Genomic DNA, 1,447 nt, shown 5'->3' on the forward strand with positions numbered 1-1,447 from the left:
ACGGTCCCCGACCGGGCACGAGCTCCCGGCCCCGACACCACTGCGCCCACCAGCAGTATCGCCACCACCGGTAGTACTGCCGTTGCCGGTGCCGCAGTTGGTGGTGAACGCAGGTGTGCCGACCCCGGCGGCGGCGAGGCTGTCGCGCAGCCGCGCCGCCGCAGCGTCACCGGCGTGCGCGAGCGCGGCGTAGAGGTCGGAGGCGGTCTGGCGCCACCCGCACCCGGCCGCCGTGGTGATGGTGGTGGCGGTCGGGGCGGTGTCGGTCGAGACGGTGGCGGTCGGGGTGGCGAGCAGGACCGGCGGGGCGGGGAGCAGGGGGCCGGTGAGGGTCGAGGCGGCGATCACCGCGGCCGCGGCCAGCGCGGACACGCCCACCGCTACCGCCCCGGCCCGGTGGTGAATCCCCGAGGGGTGGGGAAGTCCCAGCAGAACGCGTCGGCCACGAGCGCGGCGAGCTCGCGGGCCGCGGCGCGGGTGCGGGGACGTAGCGCGTCGAGGTCGATCTGGCCGCCCTCGGTCAGATGCGGGTCACGGGGGATTTCCACGACGGCCCGGCACCGGTTCTCGAAGTGGGAACGCAACGCGGCCGGGTCGACGCGGCGGGCGCGACGGTCACAGCTCAACACGATGACCGCGTCGGCGACCAGCTCGTCGAACCCGTGCGCGACCAGCGAATCGAGGGTCTTGTCGATGTGCCCGGCGGCGTCGATGGTCGGGGCGCCGGTGACGATGAGGCTGCGCGTGCTCTCCAGCGCGCCGGTCATCGCCGAGTGGATGAGCCCGGTGCCGGAGTCGGTGATGACGATGTTGAAGAACCGCACCAGCAGCGCCAGGACCCGGCGGTACTCGTCGCGGTTGAACGCCTCGGATTTCGCCGCGTCCTGATCAGAGGCCAGCAGCTGCAGCCGGCCGGCGTTGTTGACGAACCGCGCGACGTCGGGGAACGAGACGAGCTGGTCGAGGTCGGGGCGGTCGAGCAGCTGGCGGACGGTGGCGGTGGCCGGGTGGCCGAGCAGGCGGTCGGCGAGATTCCCGGCGTCGGGGTTGGCGTCCATTGCGATGACCCGGTCGGCGCGGTGCTCGGCGAGGGTGAGCCCGAGCAACGCCGAGGTGGTGGTCTTCCCGACCCCTCCCTTGGTGCTGGCCACGGTGACGGTGTGCCAGCCCGACAGCGGGGTGCGGATCCGGTCGAGGTAGTCGCGTTCGGCCAGCTCACGCGGGGAAGCCCCGGGGTTGACCCGCCCCCCGGACAGCGAATACAGCAGCCCACGCACCCCACGTCGAGGCGGCGGCGACGCGACGAGCTCCGCGCGCAGGTAGGTGTCGAACTCGACCGGCAGCGGCGCCTGCGCATTGCCAGCCGGGCCAGGATCGGGCTGCGCAGCGGCCGGGGCAGGCCCGACAGGGGCGGGCGGAGGCGATGTGGGAGCGGGTGGTGGGGGAG

General features: G+C 73.9%; 1 protein-coding gene and 1 pseudogene. Both read right to left on the reverse strand.

From position 1 onward, the window contains the following. A pseudogene (locus tag TOK_RS34515) lies at positions 1 to 378 on the reverse strand (hypothetical protein); the annotation flags it as partial. Positions 379 to 380: 2 nt separating this feature from the next. Beyond that, positions 381 to 1,447, reverse strand: a 1,067-nt coding sequence (locus tag TOK_RS34520) for a MinD/ParA family protein (protein ID WP_253258684.1), incomplete at its 5' end; no start/stop codon positions are given.

This window comes from Pseudonocardia sp. N23 (assembly GCF_002583555.1).
Classification (GTDB): domain Bacteria; phylum Actinomycetota; class Actinomycetes; order Mycobacteriales; family Pseudonocardiaceae; genus Pseudonocardia.